This window comes from Rheinheimera hassiensis (assembly GCF_022436675.1).
Taxonomy (GTDB): domain Bacteria; phylum Pseudomonadota; class Gammaproteobacteria; order Enterobacterales; family Alteromonadaceae; genus Alishewanella; species Alishewanella hassiensis.
On the sequence record NZ_JAKUJZ010000004.1, the window covers coordinates 339,550 to 360,163 of the forward strand.

Annotated in this window: 13 protein-coding genes; 4 read left to right on the forward strand and 9 right to left on the reverse strand. The window is 51.8% G+C overall.

Annotation, left to right across the window (positions count from 1 at the left end):
* Positions 1-4: 4 nt before the first annotated feature.
* Both MJX74_RS10290 and MJX74_RS10295 read right to left on the reverse strand, forming a co-directional pair.
* Positions 5-520: a response regulator transcription factor gene (locus tag MJX74_RS10290; RefSeq protein ID WP_240222772.1), complete on the reverse strand. Its 516-nt coding sequence runs from the start codon at positions 518-520 to the stop codon at positions 5-7.
* Positions 520-1,830 carry a sensor histidine kinase gene (locus tag MJX74_RS10295; protein ID WP_240222773.1) on the reverse strand — a complete coding sequence of 437 codons (1,311 nt, stop codon included), beginning with the start codon at positions 1,828-1,830 and terminating at the stop codon, positions 520-522. The genes MJX74_RS10290 and MJX74_RS10295 overlap by 1 nt, the downstream gene beginning before the upstream one ends.
* A gap of 321 nt (positions 1,831-2,151) precedes the next feature.
* On the opposite strand from MJX74_RS10295, the gene MJX74_RS10300 reads away from it, so the two are divergent.
* On the forward strand, positions 2,152-2,655 hold the full coding sequence (locus tag MJX74_RS10300) for a hypothetical protein (RefSeq protein WP_240222774.1): 504 nt from the start codon (positions 2,152-2,154) through the stop codon (positions 2,653-2,655).
* A gap of 162 nt (positions 2,656-2,817) precedes the next feature.
* Here MJX74_RS10300 and MJX74_RS10305 read toward each other — a convergent pair whose 3' ends face one another.
* The 5 genes from MJX74_RS10305 to MJX74_RS10325 form a co-directional block, all read right to left on the reverse strand.
* Positions 2,818-4,230 carry a hypothetical protein gene (locus tag MJX74_RS10305; protein WP_240222775.1) on the reverse strand — a complete coding sequence of 471 codons (1,413 nt, stop codon included), beginning with the start codon at positions 4,228-4,230 and terminating at the stop codon, positions 2,818-2,820.
* Between the two features lie 24 nt (positions 4,231-4,254).
* Positions 4,255-6,369: a TonB-dependent receptor gene (locus MJX74_RS10310; RefSeq protein ID WP_240222776.1), complete on the reverse strand. Its 2,115-nt coding sequence runs from the start codon at positions 6,367-6,369 to the stop codon at positions 4,255-4,257.
* A 144-nt stretch (positions 6,370-6,513) separates the two neighbouring features.
* The gene (locus tag MJX74_RS10315; RefSeq protein ID WP_240222777.1) at positions 6,514-8,397 is read right to left on the reverse strand and encodes a hypothetical protein; all 1,884 of its coding nucleotides are present in this window, start codon (positions 8,395-8,397) and stop codon (positions 6,514-6,516) included.
* A gap of 214 nt (positions 8,398-8,611) precedes the next feature.
* Complete coding sequence (locus MJX74_RS10320; protein WP_240222778.1) at positions 8,612-9,769, reverse strand: E22 family MetX-like putative esterase; 1,158 nt, start codon at positions 9,767-9,769, stop codon at positions 8,612-8,614.
* A gap of 14 nt (positions 9,770-9,783) precedes the next feature.
* Positions 9,784-11,085 carry a GntP family permease gene (locus tag MJX74_RS10325; RefSeq protein WP_240222779.1) on the reverse strand — a complete coding sequence of 434 codons (1,302 nt, stop codon included), beginning with the start codon at positions 11,083-11,085 and terminating at the stop codon, positions 9,784-9,786.
* A gap of 157 nt (positions 11,086-11,242) precedes the next feature.
* On the opposite strand from MJX74_RS10325, the gene MJX74_RS10330 reads away from it, so the two are divergent.
* Entirely contained in the window at positions 11,243-13,492 is a 2,250-nt protein-coding gene (locus MJX74_RS10330) for a TonB-dependent receptor (protein WP_240222780.1), read from the forward strand.
* 105 nt (positions 13,493-13,597) lie between these two features.
* The gene (locus MJX74_RS10335; RefSeq protein ID WP_240222781.1) at positions 13,598-14,245 is read left to right on the forward strand and encodes a response regulator transcription factor; all 648 of its coding nucleotides are present in this window, start codon (positions 13,598-13,600) and stop codon (positions 14,243-14,245) included.
* Here MJX74_RS10335 and MJX74_RS10340 read toward each other — a convergent pair.
* Both MJX74_RS10340 and MJX74_RS10345 read right to left on the reverse strand, forming a co-directional pair.
* Complete coding sequence (locus tag MJX74_RS10340) at positions 14,242-17,697, reverse strand: hybrid sensor histidine kinase/response regulator (RefSeq protein WP_240222782.1); 3,456 nt, start codon at positions 17,695-17,697, stop codon at positions 14,242-14,244. The two genes, MJX74_RS10335 and MJX74_RS10340, sit on opposite strands and share 4 nt — an antisense overlap.
* Before the next feature lie 45 nt (positions 17,698-17,742).
* Positions 17,743-18,492 (reverse strand): 3-hydroxybutyrate dehydrogenase, encoded by a 750-nt coding sequence (locus MJX74_RS10345; protein ID WP_240222783.1) that lies wholly within the window; start codon positions 18,490-18,492, stop codon positions 17,743-17,745.
* A gap of 375 nt (positions 18,493-18,867) precedes the next feature.
* On the opposite strand from MJX74_RS10345, the gene MJX74_RS10350 reads away from it, so the two are divergent.
* Positions 18,868-20,463 carry an AbgT family transporter gene (locus MJX74_RS10350; RefSeq protein WP_240222784.1) on the forward strand — a complete coding sequence of 532 codons (1,596 nt, stop codon included), beginning with the start codon at positions 18,868-18,870 and terminating at the stop codon, positions 20,461-20,463.
* Positions 20,464-20,614 lie beyond the last annotated feature (151 nt).

Below are 20,614 nucleotides of genomic sequence, written 5' to 3' on the forward strand. Positions count from 1 at the left end.
GCGTTTAAGGCCGGTGTTTGTTTAGCTTACGCTGCAGGGTGCGCCGGTGCATGCCCAGTAATTCTGCGGTACGGCTGATATTGCCGCCGTGCTCGGCCAGTACACGGTGAATATGCTCCCACTCCAGTTGCTCGGGCGATAACAGTACGGCGATGTCAGCGGTTGTGCTGCTTTGCGCCTTGCCGGTTATGGCTTGTTCCAGTTGTAAAAAATCGACCGGCTTGGTCAGGTAGTCATCGGCCCCCAGCTTCACTGCCTGCACCGCATTGGCAATGCTGGCATAACCGGTAAGCAGCACAATGCGGCTTTGCGGTAATGCAGCCCTAAGCGGGGCAATAAAGCTTAAGCCCGACTGGCTGGCAAAGCGTAAATCCAGCAAATAGGCCTGCGCTTGTTGGGCAATTAACAGCTCTGCGGTGATGGCATCGGCGTAAGTGGTTACACTAAAGCCGCGCTGGCCAAAGCGCCGGGCCAGTGCGCCAAGCAATACGCTGTCATCATCTACAATGACCAGGTGCATCAGCTGTGCTCAACTTTCGGCCGCGGAATATCGATCCGCGTTAGCGTACCGTTATCCAGGTTGCGCCGGCGCACCGTGCCACCCAGGCGCTCAATAGACACATTGGCCAGAAACTGGCCAATACCCAGGCCTTGCTCACTTTGTTGTGGCAATTTGCCCAGCTCAGCCAGGCGGTTGTCTGACAGGCCCTCACCAAAATCATAAATACTAATACTAAAGCCACTGTCCTGCAGGGCAATCGCCACCTTTAGCTCAGCGCAGCCATTAGCCACACTGGCATCGGCGGCGTTATCGAGGATATTAATCAGCGCCGCACCAAAACCCTGGCTGTCGGCCAGGGTAAAGTCAGCAGCGGTAATGGTTTTATCAATAGCTAAACCAATGTCGGGCCGGCTGTTCAGCCAGCGGTCTATATGCTGCTCTGTTAGCACAAGCAGTGGTTGTGGCGCGTCGTCGCGGCGTAAACTGCCGGCGTCCTGGCGTAGTTGCTGCACAATTTGCTGGCAGCGGTTTAACTGCAGGCGTAAATCGGTTAACGCCGGGCTACTGTTATCAACAGCAATTTCGTCGCAGAGCAAATTCATCGTCTGAATGGGGCTGGCTAAATCATGGGCGGCATTGGCGGCAAAGGTGGCCAGCGCCAGCATGTGTTCATGGCGCACTTGTTGCTGTTGCAGCTCACTGATTTTACGTGACTTTAACCGTATTAAATTGGCCTGGGCATTAATAAACCAGCTGATCAGAATGGCCGACAAAGCAAAAGCCCACCACATTTGCAGCATATGCTGGTTAAAAGCACTGCCAGCAGCGCTGCTATGCATGTGGCTGTGCTGGGCGTGCTCTGCCTGTTGCAGCAGTTGGTCTACATCGGGAATGGTTAAATCGCCAATCAGCAACAGCAGGCTGTAGGCCATGATGGCCAGCATGGCGATAATATAACAAACCCGGCCCGGCAGCATGACTGCTGCAACCGCCACCGGCAGCAATAACAACGCCACCAGGCCGTTACTTACACCGCCGCTTAATAGCAGCAAGCAGCCCAGCAGCAATACGTCCAGGCAGCAGCTAATGGCATAAATACGCGCCAGGTGGCTTTGTGCACCGGCAAACAGCCGGGGAATAACATTGGTAGAAATGTGCGTAAGTAGTAACAGCCAAATAAGCGGCCAGGAGCTGACAGGGTAGTCAAATAACCAACCGGCCACAGCGGCGGTTGCTTCAAAGCCAATAAGCCCCCAGCGAAAATTAGCAAATTGCTGCAGCTGGTGGCGCGGTGATAATTCGGTGGAGATAATCAGTTTTTGGGCCATAGCTTTACATCGGCTTCAGATAAAAAGACGGCTGCCAGGCAGCCGTTTGCAAAATGTCAGAAAAGACTAAACCATTGCAGCGGTAATGTCATGTCTGAGTTTTTAGTGTAACCCCGCCAGCGGTTTACGTCGCTGTGGCAAAATGTCGCAGCGGTGTATTGGTTTAAAAGCGGTAGTTTGTTGCAGCAAAATTCCTACACCACCAAAATGCTTGATTTACATTCAATTAGCAGCCTAGACTGGATAAAATTTTGAAACTTGCGGGATCTTGAATACGCAACTCGCGGGTTTAGATCCTTTGAATAAACTATTAGGAAACATATGACCACGTCCGATTTATCTCAACCACAAGAGCCGCTTTCAGGGGGGCCGCCCATGGGTAAGGTGAGACGATTATTCCAGGCCATCAGCTATCTGCAGTACCCGTTGCTGCTGGTTGCTTTCGGTTATATGGTCTATCCGTACTTTGCAGGTTTCGACACGTTCTGGACATCCGTCAATAACGCGCTGATCTTCAGTGGGTTGGCGATCAGTTTCTCGACGTTGCAGGACACCACCAAGACGCAGAACAGTTTCTCCAAGAAGATATGGGAGGACACGCGCAAAGGGGGGCTCGCATTAGTAGTGATCTCAGGCACGACGCTGCTATTTCTAGCTCTGGGAATGTTCGGCTTCTTCGTTTCCAAGGGCGGCATCCTCAAGGAGGTCAGTTTTGGCGTGCTGATGCTGGGGATTGGATACGTCGGGCTGTTGAAGACAGCGATTGAGATGCATGAGCATCATCGGGTGGTGGCTGGCGCCTTAGACTCGACAAAGTCCGTATAGGCGCAACCCAATAAACGTAATGACGGATCAGATAAAAATTAAATTATAGTGAGGCATCAGGTTTAATTTTTATCTGATCCTAATAATTCCAAGCTGCTCTTCTGGCCGCATTAGCGGCCAGTTTGTTATTTATCAGCAACACGGTTGCCAACACATCCTGCTTTAGCGCCGCCTTAGCCGCATGGCAAAGCCCATTACCGCCATTGTAAGCAGCAATACCATAAAGCCTACTACCAGCATATCGCGACCTTCGCGGCCGAGTAATGGCTGCAACATGCCCCATTTATGCACAAAAGAAAAACTGTACCGCTCCCACTGGCTGGCGCGGCTTTGTTGCTCAACTAACTGGCCGCTTACGGCGTCGATAAATACTCTGCCGTTAGCATAATCAAATTGCCATACTGGCAGGCGTTTATTGCGAAAGTCGTAGTCGGGGCCAAAGCGGGTAACCAGGCTTTGCTTGGTTAGCTCTGCCGCACTTAAGCCGGTAAATTGTTGTGCCAGTAGCTGGGCGTAATGCTTGTCATCCAGTGGCGGGGCATCGGCGCTAAGGCCGATAAACTGCGCGCCTTTTTCACTTTGCTGGCCGTTAAAGCGGCTGGTGCGATCGGCCTGCTGCTGCGGGTTAAACTCTGACAAACGCCAGTACCAGTTGGCGCCGTTAGCCAGCACTAAACTGGCGCTGTTATACATAGCGGTGGCATCAATGCTTTGAGCCGTATCAACCGCAACCGGCAGTTGCTGCATGGCAGGCAGCGTTAAACCGGCGGTTTCAACGGCGACCTGTTTATAGCTAAAGTGGTAAATACCGCTAAGCAGATACAGCGTAACCGGCATAAACAACAGCCAGGATAACGCGTAATGCCAGCGGCGTAGGCCGCGCCGTTTGGCAGTAAAGGGCAGTTTAAGCAGTAACCAGGCACCGCTGAGGGTAAGTAACAGCGCGCTGCCAAGCAGTATGGCCATAATCACCATTTTTAACCTGGGTGTGGCGTCCAGCCATTGCCAGCTGTGAAACTGACGAAATACTGCCTGTATGCTGGTTTTGTAGGGGTTGGTTATACCGGCCATGCTCAGGCTTTCGGTGTGAATATACAGGCTGAGGCCGTTGTGGTAATCCACCTGATATACCGGCAGCAGGCGGTTAACCGTCGGGTAGGCGTTATTAAAAGCGCTAAGCAGGGTTACGCTGCTTACATCCTGCTCAGCCTGGCCGCTGTAATGGCTGGCTAGCCAAATAGCCATAGCTTCATCGGTTGGTGCCGGGCTGTTATCCAGCGCCAGATACTGGCGCGGCGAGGTTAAATCGCGGCTAAGTTGCAGCACGGTGTGTTCGCGGTAGGGCACCAGCTTTACCAGGGCCTGTGCCGGCAGTGGCCGGGCGGCCAGCTGTTGCATGGCCTGTTGTAATGTATTGCCGGAAAGCTGCAGGCTGGGCGTGCGCATGGTAACAGCCTGCGGCCCGGTCCAGCTCATAATGGGGTGCGAAATACCGGTTAAGGCAAAAATCATTAAGGTAATGCCGCCCAGCCACAACAAAATACGGTGCCACCTGATCAGTGTTGAAATTCGCATGCGTTTTGCCTTTAGAGTTAAGCGTTAAAAATTCACCGTGGCACTGACAAACACACTGCGCGGCATGCCGGGGCGGTATTCAACAGCACTGGAACCTACCTGATTGCTGGTGTAGGTAGAATAGGTTTTGTCGGTAATATTCATCAGCCGGGCTGCCAGGGTAATATTGTCTGTTAGCGGGTAGCGGGCACGCAGGTGCCATAGGTCGTGGCCGTTGTAGGTATTGGTGTTGGTTTCGTCGGTAAAGTAACGGCCTACTTTTTGCCACTCCAGTTCCAGCCACAGGCCAGACACTGCCCGGGGCTGATAGCTCAGGCTGCTTTGCCACAGTTGTTTTGGTGCTTTACCTACGTCAAAGCTGGCAAAGTTGCGGGTTTCGTTCACCGGCGGCACACAAACCGGCGGGAAGCAGCTAAACAGGTACTGAAAATCTTCATATTTTTGCCGGGTAAGGGTGCCGCTGCTTTGCAGCTTAAGCTCATCGGTCAGTGCCCATTGCAGCATCAGTTCAACACCGCGGTGGCTGGTTTTACCGGCGTTGGTAACTTTGCGGCTGTTGGCGTCTATGTAAGTGACCACATCATCTTTAATGGTTAAATCATACAGGCTGGCATCCAGCTGAATGTTGCCAAACTGGCCGCGCCAGCCCAGTTCGTGGTTAACCGCGGTTACCGGCTCAAGTGCTGTGGTGTCGTTGCTGCTGCCGGGGCGGAAGACCTGGCCTACCGAAGGCACCCGAAACGCATGGCGGCGGTTGGCGTACAGCTGTTGGTTGTCAGCGAACTTCCAGACAATTCCGGCTTTAGGGCTAAGCTGGTTGTAGCTTAATTTTTGCGATGGCGGCCGTAACCAACTGCTGCGACCTACCTGTTGTGGTACATCGGCATCCAGTAAATCGGTGTAATCGACACTAAAATAGTCGTATCGCGCGCCCAGGCTGATAATCAGTTGCTCTGTCGCAAACCACTGCAACTGAGCATAGGGCGACAGCACGGTCTGGTCAGCATCGTAGTGATAATTAGTGCGGCCGGTTAGCGCGTAATCGGTGTAAATGCCATCTTGCTGCGTTACGCTTATTTGCTGCTCGGCGAAACTGGCCGGGGTGTAATCAACATCAATACCAGCGCTCCAGTTAACACTGTTCTGGGTGTGCTGGCTGTACTGTGCCAACAGGCCGTATGACTTAAACCGGGTTTGCTGCACTACCGGATCGTAACTGAGCATCCAGCTGGGCATTAAGTCTGAGCGGTTGTCGCGGAAGAACGGTGTCAGCATCAGCTCGCTGTTATCAGACAGCTGATGGCGCAGCTCGGCCGATAAACGCAGTGCCTGCACATCGCGTGCGCCTATGTCGCCATGATAGTAGTTATGTGCCGGGTTTTGCTCAAAATCGGTTAACGATAAACCCGAGGTGCCGCTTTGGTCTACTTTGCCAAAGCTGAGTAACGATTTTACCCGGGTATGGCTACCCAATTCGCTGTCCAGCCGCAGGTTGCTAGACAAGCGCTGGTAGTCAGATTCTTCCCTAAAACCGTCGCTTTGCGTGCTGTTTAGCTGCCAGTAAAAGCTGTGGGCATCGTTTAACGGGCTGCTCAGGCTTAGCAAGCCGCGTTGCCAGCCATCGCTGCCCAGTTCGGCCTGGGCTTTGCCGCTGAACTGTGCTGTTGGCTCAGGGGTTAAAATATTAAAAATTCCGCCAATCGCATCGCTGCCGTACAGCGCTGAGCCGGGGCCTTTGGTTACTTCTACCCGGCCGGAGTTGGGAATGTCTATTTCATACAAGCCGTTGTGATTAAAAAAGCCGGTGGGCCGGGTGGGCAGACCGTCCTCTAAAAACAGGTAAACGCCGCCTGTAGAAATAGGCTGGCGGATGGCTGTCATATGGCCTTCGCCGCCCAGATCATTAACATGCACGCCTGATACGCGGTTTAACAACTCAGACGGATGGCCGGGGCTGACATTTTTAATGGTATCTTCGTCTATTACCGCTACGGCTTCGGCCAGGTTAACCAGAGCCTGCGCCTGGCGACTACTGGTGACCACCATCACTTCAATATCTTGCTCTGCAGCCAATGTCTGTGGCAGTAATACCAGGAATGGCAGGCCGATAAGTGCCAGTACGGTTTTGTGTTGTGTCATGCCCTATACTCATTTTATATATATGATTTTAATGAGATAAGGTAACAAAAAGGCATGGCTCAGGGGATGCGGCAAATTGTCGCAGCAAAGCTATTGCTGTAGTAAGGCCTTGCGCCGGCTGGCGCAAGGTTGTTGCGGGGTTAGTTATGGGGTTTGTGGCTGCTCCGGTGGCAGGCTGGTGCTGGCTTCGGCGTCTTGCTGTGGGCTGGCCAGCGTGGCCTGATCTGAGGTAACCGGCATGGCGCGTGATTGCTGGTTAATCTGGTAAATTTGCTCAGTATTGGATAAATCCTGCTGGTTTTTAATGCTGGCAATGGTTTCGCGATCAGACAAGAAGCCCTGAATATCGTCCAGTATCGCCTGCAGTTCCTGCGGGTTGTCCTGCATTTCCAGAATATGCCGCGGGTGTTCGACATTTTTGGCACCGCTGTCGGCAAAGGTGCTGCTCATAATGCGTGAGGTAATAATCCACGGTGTTAACGATGAGCGCATAACGTAGTTTTCTGACGCGGTAGAATCGTAAATGCCTTTACCTGTAGTTAACTTGCTTTGGGTGTAGGTGCCTTCGCATTTTAAATACACCAGTAAGGAATCAAAATTCAGCTCGGCCCAAAAGGTGTGGCTGTAGGTTTCGAGCAAGCGGCCAAAGCTGTGGCAAATCAGCCAGCTGAAAATCAGGCTTAAAATAAACTGGCTTTCATTAAACAGGTTAACAGCAAAGCCTTGTGTTATGGCATCAGACGGGCGGGCCAGTGCGCTGTATTCCCGGATCAGCTGCAGCACGGTTTCGGCTTCAAACAATAAGTAAAACAGAATAAAAGGCCCGATTAACAGCAATATCTGGCCGCTAATGGTAGCCAGTAAACGCAATTGCTTAAACAGCGTGTTGTGTTCCATCGGGGCATAAGCGGGCTGGGTTTCTATAATTACTTCGCCGCTAAAATCGCCTTTGCTTTCCGATTGCTCATTTAACTGCGGGTTTAGCTCGCGGTAGATCCGGTTAGGTATTTCTTTGTAGCGCCGGTTAGCCATAACAATATTGTCGATATTAACAAACAGCTCGCGCGGGTGAATGTTTTCCTGCCAGTTGGCGCGGTATTCCGACACTTTGGTTTGTGCCTTGACCTGGGCGGTACGTTGTTTTAACAGCAGAAAGATAAAGGCGCCACTGATGGCGGCAAATAACAGCACCAGCAAAAGCTGTGGTACTACGGCAAAGCTTTCCAGCTCGGATTGTTGTAAGTCAGCAACAAAGCGCTGAATTTCACGCTGCTGCAGCAGGTAGCTAATTAGCAAGCCCAGCAACACCGGCGCCAGTATGGCAAAGGCCATAATTTTGGCCAGTTGCAGGTTGCCTTGGGTTTCAATGGTTTTTTCGGCTTTACGGTACACCGTACTGGCGCTGCGCCAGCTGATAATTAAATACACTACCAGCACAAACGAGAAAAACGGCAGCAGAATATCGCCGGTGTTGCCAGCCAGGCCGGTTAAGCAAACAAAGGCAGTTAACGCATAAGCTACCAGTGCAATAACGGTGGCAATTAAGGCGCCGGAAAAACGTTGCGCCAGATTACGCAGCGGGTAGGGCAGAAAAATAAGCTTTGGTACCAGCGTGTGTACCAGGCGGGAGATAAACCCCACCGGTTCAACGAAGGTTTTGTTTTTGCGGCCCATCAGCATTTCTTCTAAGTCGACGCTTTTATAATGCGGTTGCTCCAACTTGGCAGTTTCACGCTCGGATTTGCTGTAATTCGGTGCCAGTGAAGTAGGTACGCTGCGGCCAACAAAGAAGCGCAGCATCTGAAAAATACCACCGCCCAGCGCGCGTAAGCCACCTGCCAGCAACATAAAACCAATGGCGGCATAAAACCAGGCCAGAGCTTTATCCTGTTGTACCAGGCTTACCACTTGCAGTAGCGGGTAAATTCCAAGCAAACTGACCACTAAACCCCGTACTGCCCGCAGCAGGCCTTCGGCTTTAAACGGGTTACGGATCCCTAACGACTCACTACCATAATCATAAGCCATGGTTACTTCCTTTTATAAATCAGTTTGTTGAAAAAGAGACTATCTTGCCTGACGGCAGCTTTTTTGCAATGCTTAGCCGGGTAGTTTTAGCCTAAAATGCGTTTGAGTGCGAGTTAATTATGTCAGGTGCCGGTTAAGTAATGCGGCGTGGAAGTAAGGCATGAGTGAAAAATGAAAAAGGGTGCCCGATACCCGCAGCACCCGTCAGGAAAAACTAGTTTAAAAACTCAGCTATTTGCTCTGCCACCGCGCTAACGCCCACCACGCCGTCAAGATGGCCCCAAATGCCGGGAATTTCGGCATACTGTGGTGTATTGCCGCCGGCTGTCATGGCGGAGGCGCTGTGCTGGCTTAAGGCTGGTGGCAGCAGTAAATCGCCACTGGCTGGCAAAAACAGCGTTTTGGCTTTTACCCGGCTAAGGGCTTTTTGCCAGTTATCGCCCATGCCGGCGCGCCATAATTGCGATGCGCGCACGAGATACAATATATGGTTGGCGTCCTGATATTCTGCCCGCGCTTTAGCCTGTTGCAGCAGTTGATCCCAGGCAGAAAAGGTTGCGTTAATATCCTGCCGTGGGGCGTTATCCAGCTCTGGTGCCGGGTAACGCTGGTTAAAGCCGCTAGGGTGCAGCGCATCCTGGGTAATGTACGCCAGAGCGGTGTTCAGCCCTTGTATGGGCTGGCTTTTGTCATAGTAGTTGCCGTTATGCCAGTTGGGATCGGTTTTTATCGGGTAAGCCCAGCGCTCCAGCTTTACTGCGGCGTAGGCATCGATATAAGCGCTGCCGATAACCGGAATTAGGCGCTCAACTCTGTCGGGGTAGCGCACTGCCCATTCAATAGCCTGAAACGAGCCCATCGACGGGCCGATAACCGCATGCAATTTGCCAATGCCCAGGCTGTCGAGCAGGGCTTTTTGTACTTCAACAAAATCACCGATGCTGACCACCGGAAAGCTTAAGGCATAGGGTTTACCGGTAGCTGGGTTGATAGTAGCCGGGCCTGTAGTAATCACGTTTGGATCAAACACATTGGCGTTTACCAGTGTATCGCTGCTGATCACGTAAAACTTATTGGTGTCTATCGCTTTACCGGGGCCGATAATGGCGTCCCAGTAACCGGAATTGCTGTCGTCTTTATGGTATTTACCGGCAGCATGGCTGGTGCCGGAGAAAAAATGGGTAATTAAGATAACGTTAGATTTATCGGCATTAAGCTGGCCATAAGCTTCCCAGCCGATATTGACCTGCGCAATAGTGTGGCCGTTTTGTGTGCTGAAGTTGTCCAGCGTAAAGCGCTGTTTTTGCACCAGCATGGCATGCGCGCAGGCCGATAGCATAACGCAGCAGAGTAAAATAAGCCTGATAAACATGGTGTTGCCTCCGGTTAAAACCACTGAAACAGCGCTATGGCCAGCATAGTGCCCAGCACCGGCATCAGTACGCTGACAACGGCAACCGGCCAGTAGGCATTTTGATGTGTTTCACCACAGATAGCACGGATGGTGGTAACCACATAGCCATTATGCGGCAGAGAATCGAGCGCGCCGGATGAAATAGCCACCACGCGGTGCAGTTGCTCGGGGTCTACGCCGCGGTCCAGATAGTGCGGCGCAATTTCCGGCAGGGCAATAACCTGGCCGCCGGACGCCGAGCCGGTTAATCCGGCGATGGCACTTACAGCCACGGCGGCACCCAACAGCTCTGGCCCGGGCAGGTGGGTCATATAATCTACTACGCTGCTAAATGCCGGTGTTAGTTTGGCTACTGCACCAAAGCCCACAACGGCGGCAGTATTACCAATAGCCAGCAAGGCGCCGAGTACGCCTTCGTTAGTGGCCGCTGCCGGGTTGGATAAAAAGCGGAAATTCAATAAATACAACGTGATTACGCCACCGGCCAGAGCAATAATTAACGCGGCTTGCTGCAGGCTGTCGTGCAGCAAAAACGAAGTTACCAGCACCACCAGCAACGGCAGTAAACCGGTTAGCCAGTGGGGTAAGGGTTTATCACTTAACAGCGGATCGCTGCTACGGGCGGTAAACTGCTCGCCCTTGCGCATAGCTGATTTAATCATCCACATTAGCGTAAGGTAACCGCCAACCGCCATAAACAGCGCCACAATAATACTTACCTGCCAGCCCGCATAAGGCGTGGTGCCAAGGTAGGGAATGGGGATCCAGTTTTGTATTTCCGGTGAGCCGGCCGATGTCATGGTAAAGGTAACCGAGCCCAGCGCCAGTGTTGCCGGAATAAAACGCCTTGGCAGGTTAGCGCCTTTAAACAGGCTTACTGCCATAGGGTAAGCAGAAAACGCCACCACAAATAAGCTGACGCCACCATAGGTTAATACCGCACACGCCAGTACTATAGCCAGCACCGCGCGGGTGTGGCCCAGCCGTTTAACAATAGCAAGTGCCACAGCGTCTGCAGCGCCGGTGTGCTCCATTAATTTGCCGAAGATAGAGCCCAATAAAAACATCAGAAACCAGGCGGCAACAAAACCGGCAAAACCAGACATATAACCGTGGACAAAATCGGCTTTATCGGCCAGTTGCCAGAACGGAATACCATTGGTTATTGCCACCAGTAATGCGCACAGGGGGGCGGTAATAAACAGGTTAAAGCCGCGCATCGTCAGTACTATCAGCAGGCCAAGCCCAGCCAGCAATCCGATAAGACTCAACATCTTGTTATCCTTATTATCAGTTTCAGTTAGTCTGATACAGGACGGCAGGCATCACCATAGTACTAAGGTACAGGTTAAAAATTCTGCGTTTAGGCCTACAGTAAAGCTGCATAAATAATTACAAGATGATGTGAAATCAAACAGCAGGAGAGCCAAGATGGCCAATAACTATAATAGCGATGCACAGCACAAGTTTAGCAGTACCCTACTTAAACCCAGCTTAGTTGCACTGGCGATCAGCAGCTGCTTTGCCACTGGCGCCCTGGCGCAGGATACGGCTACCGGGACAGAAGCTGACGTTAAACTGGAACGCATTGAAGTAACTGCCCGGCGTACAGTAGAAAACCTGCAGACAGTGCCGGTTGCGGTAACCTCTTTGGGTGAAGAAGAGCTGGCCCAGCGCGGTATGGACAACATTACTGCAGTGGCGCAGTTTTCACCTAACACCACACTGCAGGTATCGCGCGGTACCAACAGCACCCTTACCGCTTATATCCGTGGTATTGGCCAGCAGGATCCGCTGTGGGGTTTTGAACCCGGCGTAGGTATTTATATTGATGACGTATATATGGCGCGGCCACAAGGTGCAGCACTGGATGTATACGACGTTGAACGGATAGAAGTACTGCGCGGCCCGCAGGGCACGCTGTATGGCCGCAATACCATTGGTGGTGCGGTAAAATATGTTACCAAACAGCTAACCGGCGATAACGAATTTGCGGTGCGCGGCACTGTCGGCACAAAAAACCAGCGCGACCTAAAAATTTCCGGCCAGACCGGCCTGAGTGACAATGTGTTTATCAGCGGTGCTTTTGCCACCTTTAACCGCGATGGTTTTGGTAAGTTTTTAAATACCGGCGATGACAACTACAACAAAGAGCTGATGACCGGCCGGGTAAGCCTGCAGTGGAATGTTACGGATAGTTTTAACATGCTGCTAAACGCTGACAAAACGGTAGATGATTCAAACCCGCGCGGAGGTTTTAGGCTGTTCCCCAGCGCACTGGCGCCAACAGATGCCGTGCCAACCAGCGTGTATGATGCCAATATCAGTATGCCGGTAACCAATAAGGTAGAAACGGAAGGCCAGTCAATTACCATGACGCTGGATTTGTCTGATAACTGGACGCTTAAGTCTGTTACTGCGCGGCGCGAAGGGGTAACCGATACCAATATTGACTTTGACTCTACCAGCTTTCCAACGCTGGATATTCCGGCGTTTTATGAAGACACTCAGGTATCGCAAGAGCTGCAGCTGTTATACAGCGACGATAAGCTCAAAGTAGCATCAGGCCTGTATTACTACGACGGCGAAGCCTGCGGTGCCTTTGGCCAGGTAGTTTATGGCTTAAGCACCACCGAAAACGGCGGCTGTGTGCAAACCGACAGCATTGCCGCTTATGCCCAGGGCACTTATCAGCTGGATGATAAATGGTCATTAACCTTTGGTGGCCGTTATACCAAAGATGATAAAGACGCCAGCGTGTACCGCTATGTTTATGCCGGTTATAAATTCCCGCGTGACACTGACGGCGTTTACCTGTCTACCCAAACCGAATTTACCGGCAGTGAAAGCTTCAGCCACTTCTCGCCGCGTGTGGGCGCAGAATATCAGTACAGCCGCGATCTGATGTTATACGGTAGCTACACCAACGGTTTTAAATCCGGCGGTTTTGACATGCGCGCCAATCAAGCCATTAACCCCGATGCCGACGAACCGTATCAGGAAGAAACCGTTGATACCTATGAACTGGGTATGAAAAGCGAGTGGTTTAATCAGCGTTTACGCTTAAATGCCGCGGTGTTTATGTCGTCTTACGACGATATGCAGGTTACCGTACAGCGCTCGGTTGAAACGGCGCCCGGCGTGGTGACGGTAGCATCACAGGTACTAAACGCTGCCAGCGCTGATCTAAATGGTGTAGAACTGGAAGCGCAATTTGCGGTAAGCCGTGATTTTGATTTAAGCATGATAGTGGGTTACGTTGATGCCAGCTTCAATAAAGTGGAATTTTTCGACCCGAACCAGCAGCAGGTGGTGGATGTGTCCGATGTTTGGGCTTTTGCTAACACGCCTGAGCTGACAGCGACACTGGCCGGTAAGTACAGCATTGCAACTGACATCGGTGAATTTGTGCTGACAGCCAATATGGCGCACCGCAGCGAAACCCAGATCTTTGAAGTGCCGTCTATGCTGGATTACGGCGCTTACACAGTATTTAATGCCGGTGTAAACTGGTATTCAAACGATGGCCACTGGGATGTGTCGCTACAGGGTAAAAACCTGGGTGACAAACAAGCGCGTATCGCCGGTTATAATTTTGCCGGTGCGGTGCTGGATAACTCAGTACTGGGTTTTTATATTGACCCGCGTACCGTTAGCCTGAGCGTTGGTTACCGTTTCTAAATTATATAGCCAACACCGCTGCATCTTCAGGTAGGACGGGTATAAAACACTTGCCGGGGCGAAAGCCCCGGTACATTATGGGCCAAAAGGCTCAGAACCGGATTTATGATTGCTTTAATTGCTGACGACCACCCGTTGTTTCGCGTAGCGCTATCGCAGGCTTGCGCCAATATTCTTGGCAGCGACGCCCTGCTGCTGCAGGCGCAAAACATGCAACAACTCTGGCCCTTGCTAAGGGCGCACCCCGACACCAACTTTATTTTTCTCGACTTAAAAATGCCCGGCTCAGACGGTTTTACCGGCTTAAGTGCACTGCGCACCGAATATCCGGACGTACCGGTTATTATGGTATCGGCCGAAGAAAACCCGGTTATTATCCGTCAGGCATTAACATTAGGTGCTGCGGCCTATATTCCTAAATCAGCGCCGCTGGAGCTGTTATCTGAAGCCATCGCGGCGGTATTAAACGGCGACAACTGGCTGCCTGCCGAACTTGAGCAGGATGTACGCAACGCCAAACCACTTATTGATGAAGATTTCGCCCACCGGCTGGAGCAACTTACCCCGCAGCAGTTTCGTGTGCTAAAAATGATTGCCGACGGCCTGCTGAATAAGCAAATTGCCTACGAGATGAACGTGCAGGAAACCACCATTAAGCAGCATGTATCAGCCATTTTGCGCAAACTGAACGTTAATAACCGCACCCTGGCCGGTATTATGTTTGAAAAACTGAAACTGCCGGAGAGTGTTTAACGCAATAAGCGCTGGAACAGTTTTTTCAGCGCCACCGGTTTAAGTGGTTTGAGCAAAAAGTAATAACCGGCGTTTAATGCTGTTTCGCGAATGTTTTCATTATGATCCGCCGAATGAATAATCACCGGTACATTAACAGCGAAATGTGCCGCCAGTTGTTCGGCAACTTCAACGCCGGTGGCGTTGTTGTCCAGATGATAATCAAACAGTAGTAAATCGGGTTTCAGGCCTTGTTGTAACGCCTGCAGCGCTTCGGCTGGCTGGCCGATGGCGGTAACAGCAATACTCCAGCTACGCAGCAGCTCTGCTACCGCTGAGCGTAACTGAGGTTCGTTATCCAGCAGTAATACTGTTTTACCGGCAAAGCTGGCGCTGATCTCTTGCTGGGTTTTTGCGGCAATAAGTGCAACCGGCGCCTGAGTAACCGGCACTGTCAGGCTAAAACAACTGCCTTTGCCCGGCACTGATTGCAGTGTTAACGGATGGCCTAAAATAGTGCTGATACGCCGTGCTATCGCCAGGCCCAGCCCGAGGCCTTTTTGATCCTGCTGTTCACCTTGCTGAAACTCTTCAAAAATACGTTGCTGATCTTGTATCGCAATGCCGACACCGGTATCCATAACGCAAATTTGCACAGCGCTGCCTCGCCGCTTGACGCCCAACAATACTTTGCCGCTTTGGGTATAACGAATGGCATTGGATAACAGGTTTTGCACCACCCGTTTTAACAGTTTACGGTCGGTGCTTACCGCCAGTTTTGCTGGCAGGTAGTGCAGTGACAGGCCTTTTTCCTGCGCCAGAACGCTGGCGTCTTTGGCGATGTCATCCAGCAGTGCCTGTATAGTTACCGGCTGGTGATGGGCGCTGATCACGCCCGAATCAAGTTTAGTCAGCTCCAAAATGGCACCAAGCAACTCTTCGGCAGAATTTAAAGAACTGATCAGGTTCTGGCTAAGTTGTTTAAGCTCTGGCTCAGTTTGCTTGTCGCGCAGTAAGCTGGCAAACAGCGCTGAGGCGTTAAACGGCTGCATTAAGTCATGGCTGGCGGCGGCAAAGAAGCGCGTTTTCGCCTGCGTAGCGGCTTCAATCTTTTGCTGTGCCTGCTGCAACTGCTGATTAAGTTGTTGCAGGGCTTGGGTGCGCTCTGTTACGCGTTGCTCTAATTGCTGCTGGGTATCGATAAAAGCACTGACATCTGTATACGTAGTAACAAAGCCCCCGCCGGGCAACGGGTTACCCTGCATTTCCAGTACGCGGCCGTCTTGCTGGCGGCGCTGAAACTTATAGGCGCTGCCTTGTTTTAAATAGCTAAGCCGTTTATTAATTTCGGCTTCTATGTCGTGGCTGTCGATCAGGCCGCGCTGCAGGTTAAAGCGAATAACATCGGCTACCGGCCGACCCACTTCCACCAGGGCCGGAGGGTAGCTGAACATATCAATGTAGCGCTGGTTCCAGGCAATCAGACGCAGATCGGCATCTACTACGCTGATGCCCTGGCTGATATTATCGATGGTGGATCGCAGCAGTGCCTGATTAAACTGAAACACCTGGCTGGCTTCGTCAACAAAACGGGCAACCGACTCCAGCGGCAAGGCAGCATGGCGGCCGCTGGCGTCCATAATCAGCCGCATAGAGGCACCACCTACTACGGCGGCTAAACTGCGCTCGGCGGCTTGTAGCAAATTAGCCGGGGCCAGTTGCTGCAGCTCGTGTGGGTCTTTTAAATTACGTTGCAGCAGGCGGCGGGCTTCTTTTTCTCCGGCAAAGCGTTTTACCAGCAGGTAGCAATCCTGCACGCTGAGGTTTAGTGGCCTGGCGTTGTGTTGGGTAAGCTGGGTACGTAAAAAACGGCCGCTTTCCAGCCATTCACCCACCCGTGTGGTGCTAACACGGCTGACTAACAGCACTAGCAGGCAGTTTACTGTCAGGCTTACCAGCACGCCCAGGCTAATCATGTCGATATTTAACCCCAGCAGCTTTTGTGGTGCCAGCAGGCCGATACCAAAAGGCCCCTGAGTTAACCACTGATTGCCCAGTAAACCGGCGCGGCTAAGTTCGGGCAGCAAAATAATATAAGCCCATACCAGTGCACCGCCGCACAAACCGGCGATAGCGCCCTGACGGTTAATATTGCGGCTGAGTAAGCCAAGAATTAGCGCCGGCGCCAGTTGTGCCACCAGGGCAAAGGCGGTTAAACCCAGCTGAGCCAGGCCGGTTTCGGTGCCAATCCAGCGGTAATACACATAACCCAGCGCCATTACCGCCAGCATGGCAATACGGCGCAGTGTTGAAATTTTGATATGGCCGGACGCCGCCGCCTGGCGTGCCGGTGTGCGGTAAAGCAGTGGTGCCAGCAGTTCGTTGGTGATCATAATACCCAGCACCACCGTGGCCACCACCACCATGCTGGTTGCAGCTGAAAAGCCACCCAGATACGCCAGCAAGGCGATATCGGTGCGTTGTGCAGCCAATGGCAGCTGCAGTACCACCAGATCGATATTGGCATTGCTGCCCAGCAACATTACGCCGGCCAGCGCCAGTGGCAGGGTAAACATACCCATTAACAGCAGATAAAGCGGAAAAATCCAGCGGGCGCTGCGTAAATGCCCCAGATGTTGGTTTTCCACAAAGGTAACGTGGAATTGCCGTGGTAAACATAAGGTAGCGGCAAACCCCAGCAATACGTGCAGCCAGTAGGTATGAGCAGGCAGGGCTTGTTGCTGCACCTGTTGCACTGCGGGGCTGAGCGCGGCCAGTTGGAATATCTGGCCGATACCGTCGTACATGCCCCAAAACACAAAAGCGCCAATGGCCAGCAGGGCCAGCAATTTAACCAGTGATTCAAAGGCGATGGCGGTCATCAGGCCGGGGTTGGGTTGGTGGGCCTTGGCGCTTTTGCTGACAAACAACAAGGCAAAGACAGCCATCCACAAGCTGACATAAAGGCCGGTATCGCTGTACCAGGCCAGGCCAGGCTTACTGCCAACCAGCGTGTTAATGCTGGTAGATACAGCATGCAGCTGCAGCGCTATATAAGGCACGGTAGACATTAACAGAATAAGTGTGGTGATCACCGCCAGGCTGCGCGAATGGCCAAAGCGGGTGGCAATAAAGTCGGCAACTGAGGTGATACGGTAACGGCGACAGGCAATAGCGATGCGGGCGATAAGCTTAAAGCCGAACCAGAACAGGATAAAAGAACCGATATAGGTAGGAGGCATCCACCAGCCGTTTACGGCAGCTTGGGCGGTAACACCATAAAATGCCCAGGACGTACAGTAAATAGACAGCGCAAAGCTGAACACCCAGGGAGCCAGCGGGTGTTTACTGTTAATGCGCCTGCCAAAGCGGCCCACGCTGAACAAAATTAACAGGTAAACCAACGAAAGCGCAGCAATGGTGCCAAGCCCAATGCTGCTGCCGTTTAGCATCATAAGTTCAGGTGCTGTCATTAGATAACATAATGTACGGATTGTGCCCGAGTTTTCAGCATTGAGCTAGCGGGCTGTCCAGCCGCCATCCAGCACCAGGGTTTGTGCTGTCATATGCCGTGCGGCATCACTACATAAAAAAGCGGCAGTGGCGGCAATTTCGTCAACACCAATAAAAGCTTTTTGTGGCATAGGCGCCAGCATGATCTGCTCTATTACCTGCTGCTCTGTCAGATTATGCTCTTTGGCCTGGGCCGCAATTTGCTGCTCTACCAGTGGGGTTTTTACATAAGCCGGGCACACAGTATTAATGGTAAAGTTGATGTCGGCGTTTTCCAGCGCGACTACTTTACTAAAGCCGAGTAAACCATGCTTGGCAGCAACATAAGCCGATTTAAATGGCGATGCTACCAGCGCATGGATAGAACCGATATTAATAATGCGGCCAAAATTACGCTCACGCATGCCAGGCAGCATGGCGCGGCTTAGCATAGCCGGGCCGGTAAGCATGACATTAAGCAATAGCTGCCATTTTTCCGGCGGAAAGTCTTCCAACCTGGCAACGTGCTGAATGCCTGCATTGTTAATAAGGACATCCGCCGGGTACTTAGCCGCACAGCTGGCGATAGATGCTGCGTCGGTAACGTCAAGCACAATGCCCTCTGCGGCAAAACCTAGCTGTTTAAGCTCGGCCACTTTGTTGTCGATACTGCTTTGCTGCAGATCGGCAAGAATAACCTTGTGGCCCTGAGCGGCAAAATGGCTGGCAATGGCAAAACCTATACCGCCGGTACCCCCTGTTACAAGAACCTGCATGCTGTTTACTCCGTAGTGAGATTGCACTTAGCTGATACCTTCCATGCTAGAAGCAGCGCTAACGTCGGGCAACGCTACTTTAGTGCTATAAGCACTGTCGCAAGTTATGTTGCGCTAAAACGGCGCATTACAATGTCATCTGGATAGCTAATTAGCAGAATAAGGTATTGAGGTTTTGTGATGCCCGTCAGTTGTGCTAAATTTGCCGGCTTATAACAAAACTACATCCGCTTCCAGGGTGGTTTTGGCCGTCATAAATGTTATTTTTCAGCGTTTTAATAGCTTATTACGCTCTGTATGGCATAAAGCGGCATAATCAGAGTGCTAACCCAGGTGGTTGCAGCACCCGATAAAGTCTTACGTTGAGGATACTTTATGTCAGCTTCTGACAATAACACCGCCGATAACGGCAAACGCGGCTGGTTTACCCGTTTTCTCGATACGGTAGAGTGGTTTGGTAACCTGCTGCCGCATCCTGTTACTTTATTTGCTATGTTTGCTGTAGCCGTGGTGCTGGGCAGCGGTATAGCAGCATACTTTGATGTCAGTGCGATAGACCCGCGGCCGGAAGGTACTGCAGGGCGCGCGGCAGACGGCGTGATCCGTGTGGTTAACCTGGTCAGTGTCGAGGGGCTGCAGCGCATTGTGTCTAACCTGGTTACTAACTTTACCAGCTTTCCACCTCTGGGTGTGGTGCTGGTAGCTTTGCTGGGCGTGAGTATTGCCGAGCACTCCGGGCTGATTTCTGCCGCGATGCGTGGCCTGGTAATGGGCGCCTCTAAGCGCATGGTTACTGTAACGATTGTATTCGCCGGTATTATTTCTAATACGGCTTCAGAGCTGGGTTATGTGGTGTTAATACCGATGGCGGCGGTGATCTTCCACTCGCTCGGGCGCCATCCGCTGGCAGGTTTGGCAGCCGCTTTCGCCGGTGTATCCGGTGGCTATAGCGCTAATCTGTTTATTGGTACTGTTGATCCATTACTGGCTGGTTTTACCCAGTCGGCTGCCAATTTAATTGACCCTGATTACACCGTTGGGCCTGAAGCGAACTGGTTTTTTATGATTGTCAGCACATTTTTTATTGCCGGTTTGGGGGCTTTTGTTACTGAGAAAATAGTAGAGCCCAAATTGGGCAAATACGACGTTAGTGAAGCGGCGGTTGATTTAGGCAAACCACAATTAGATAAACTGAGCGCAAAGGAAAAGCGCGGCTTAAAAGCGGCCGGCCTGGCGTTTCTGGCGCTGGGTATTTTGCTGGTATTAAGTGTGGTGCCACAGTGGGGGCCATTGCGGCATCCTGAGACCGGGTTAGTTGCCGGTTCGCCGTTCTTAAAAGGCATAGTGGTATTTATTTTCGTCACTTTTGCTATTCCGGGTTATATCTATGGCCGCGTTGTCGGCACAATGAAAACCGACCGTGATGTGATTAATGCGATGGCAAAAAGCATCAGCTCTATGGGCTTGTATATTGTACTGGTGTTCTTTGCAGCCCAGTTTGTCGCCTTTTTCGGTTGGTCTAACTTAGGCTCGATTTTGGCGGTGAATGGCGCTACTTTGCTGCAGGATATTGGCTTAACCGGGCCGGGGTTATTTTTCTTCTTTATTGGCATGTGTGCGTTGGTCAACTTGTCGCTGGGTTCAGCTTCGGCGCAGTGGGCTATTTTCGCGCCTATTTTTGTGCCTATGCTGATGATTGTTGGCTACTCGCCGGAGGTAATACAGGCGGCCTACCGTATTGGTGACTCGGTAACTAACCTGATCACGCCAATGATGAGCTACTTTGGCTTAATACTGGCGGTGGCAGCACGCTATAAGAAAGATTTAGGCATTGGCACGTTGATCGCCACCATGCTGCCTTATACCATGGTGTTTTTCGTGGGTTGGACCTTGCTGTTTTACGTTTGGGTGTTTGTGCTGGGCTTGCCGGTAGGGCCGGGTTCACCAACCTACTATCAGTTTGGCGGTTAAGAAAACCAATCAGATAGAGGAATCGGAGTGCTCTAAATCAACCGTTGAAGGCATTGATGCTGACAAATGCGCCGGGAGCGCATTTGAACAGCTACGCTGGTCCGCAGGATAAACTTCATGGATGAAGTTTATAGTCGAGCCCCCAGGGAAG